The organism is Pseudorhodobacter sp. MZDSW-24AT (assembly GCF_002794355.1).
Classification (GTDB): domain Bacteria; phylum Pseudomonadota; class Alphaproteobacteria; order Rhodobacterales; family Rhodobacteraceae; genus Pseudotabrizicola.
The window spans coordinates 1-1,991 of sequence record NZ_PGOI01000020.1 but is presented as its reverse complement, the minus strand read 5'-3'; the positions used below and the strand labels follow the sequence as shown (position 1 = coordinate 1,991).

Here is a 1,991-nt window from a genome sequence, read left to right as displayed (position 1 = left end):
CGGGAAGTGAGCTAAACGCTCTCCACAAAAGCTGGGTAAGTCCAAACTCGGCCTGTGTCACGAGCGCGGAGAGATATTGCCGGAAGGCATCAGCAGGGCGGCGCGGATGCGCCGGTTTCCGCTGGTTCCATAACGGGCGCCTCTTTGCGCAAGAGCGCCAGTACTGCGCCGAATCTTCCGCCTGCCCATCCTTGCTTGGTCCGACTGGTGCGCCTGATGGCCCGCCAGGCGGCGAAGGAAGAGATCGCCGCGCAGCGGGCGGCTGCGAAGAAGGGAGATTGACATGCTGATGCGCAATACCCATCGCCGCGCCGCGATCTACGCCCGCTATTCGACGGATCTTCAGTCTGATGCCTCGATCGAAGACCAGCTGCGGGTGTGCCGCCGGATGATTGACGGCCATGGCTGGACCTTTGCTGAGACCTCTTCCGATGCGGCGTTGTCAGGAGCGTCATTGCAGCGTCCGGATTACCAGCGCCTGCTCACCGATGCCCGCGCAGGCCACTTCGATGTCGTGGTCGCGGAGGGCCTGGACCGCTTCTCACGCGATCAGGAACATATTGCCGCTCTCGACAAGCAGATGAGCTAGCATGGCATCCCGGTGTTCATCGTGGCCGAGGGTGAGATCTCTGAACTGCATATCGGGCTGAAGGGCACGATGTCTGCTCTCTATCTGAAGGACCTCGCCCAGAAGACCCACCGGGGCCTTGAGGGCCGCGTCGAAGCGGGCAAGTCAGCGGGTGGCATCTGCTATGGCTACCGTGTGAAGCGCAAGATTCGGGCCGATGGCTCTGTCACCACGGGGGAGCGCGAGATCATCCCTGAGGAAGCCGAGACGGTCATCCGGATTTTTCGGGACTATGACGCCGGGCTCTCGGCCCGGGCGATTGCCGCCGCCTTGAATGAAGAAGGCATCGCCAGCCCCCGCGAGGGAAACGGGGCACAGGGATCCTGAACAACGAACTCTACATCGGCATCCTCGTCTAGAATCGTCAGCGCTTCGTAAAGGACCCGCAGACTTACAAACGCCAGGCGCGGCTCAACCCACCCGAGGCATGGAAGTTTCACGCGCTGCCGGACTTGCGCATCATCGAAGACGCGCTCTGGGATGGGGTCAAAGCGCGCCAAGGCGCGATCCGAAAGGCGATGAACCCCGCAGGCACAAACTCCGGTCGCCCACGCCTGGAACACGCCCGCCGTCCGGCCCACCTTTTGGCCGGGCTGATGAAGTGCGCCTGCTGCGGATCGAGCTATACGCTGATCGACAAGAACCGCTACGGCTGCGCCGCCCCGCGCAACAAGGGTGAGAGTATCTGCACAAACCGCGCCAGCATCCTGCGCGAAGAGGTCGAAACCCGCGTGCTGGACGGCCTACGCGAAGCGCTGCTGCACCCCGATCTGATCGCCGCCTTCGCCGAGGAATACCGCCGCGCCTTCAACGAGACGGCGGCAGATGCCAATGCTGAGCGCGACAAGGCGAAGCGCGATCTGGCAAAGGCCGAGAAGAAGATCGCCGGTATCCTCGCCGCAATTGAGGACGGGATGTATCACCCGTCGATGAAGGAGAAGATGGCAGCGCTCGAGATGGAGAAGTCCGGCCTCGCCCGTTTCCTCGAAACCAGCCCGGAACCGCCTGCCCTGCGCCTGCCCCCGCGTCTGTCGGACCTTTACCGGGGAAAGATCACCCCCCTGTCCGAGTCTTAGAACCAGCCCGCCCTGCAGCCACAAACGACGGAGCTGCTGCGGGACTTGATCCCCAAGGTTCGGATGGCGCCGGACTGGGCGGCATCCGGTTTTCATCACATTGAACTTGTTGAGATCTTGCCGAGACCCTATCGCTCCGGGCTCCGGACATGACAAAGCCCCGACGGATGGTCGGGGCTGGTGTCAGAGTTAGGCTGGTATTTCTGGTTGCGGGGGCAGGATTTGAACCTGCGGCCTTCAGGTTATGAGCCTGACGAGCTACCGGGCTGCTCCACCCCGCGTCCGTC

At 62.8% G+C, this 1,991-nt stretch carries 3 protein-coding genes and 1 tRNA gene; 3 read left to right on the top strand and 1 reads right to left on the bottom strand.

The genetic code is table 11. The features are described from left to right. Positions 1-283 precede the first annotated feature (283 nt). The 3 genes from CUR21_RS18965 (at position 284) to CUR21_RS18955 (ending at position 1,704) form a co-directional block, all read left to right on the top strand. The gene (locus tag CUR21_RS18965; RefSeq protein ID WP_232622866.1) at positions 284-589 is read left to right on the top strand and encodes a recombinase family protein; all 306 of its coding nucleotides are present in this window, start codon (positions 284-286) and stop codon (positions 587-589) included. 12 nt (positions 590-601) lie between these two features. Further along, positions 602-955 carry a recombinase family protein gene (locus CUR21_RS18960; protein ID WP_232622865.1) on the top strand — a complete coding sequence of 118 codons (354 nt, stop codon included), beginning with the start codon at positions 602-604 and terminating at the stop codon, positions 953-955. Positions 956-1,080: 125 nt separating this feature from the next. Beyond that, positions 1,081-1,704, top strand: coding sequence for a zinc ribbon domain-containing protein (locus CUR21_RS18955; protein ID WP_232622864.1), 624 nt, complete (start codon positions 1,081-1,083; stop codon positions 1,702-1,704). Between the two features lie 204 nt (positions 1,705-1,908). Here CUR21_RS18955 and CUR21_RS18370 read toward each other — a convergent pair. Continuing rightward, positions 1,909-1,985 (bottom strand) — tRNA-Met (locus CUR21_RS18370). Positions 1,986-1,991: the final 6 nt, after the last annotated feature.

Bases quoted from the DNA above. Each gene is read 5' to 3' on its own strand.
- CUR21_RS18965 (WP_232622866.1), top strand. From the start codon at position 284: ATGCTGATGCGCAATACCCATCGCCGCGCCGCGATCTACGCCCGCTAT.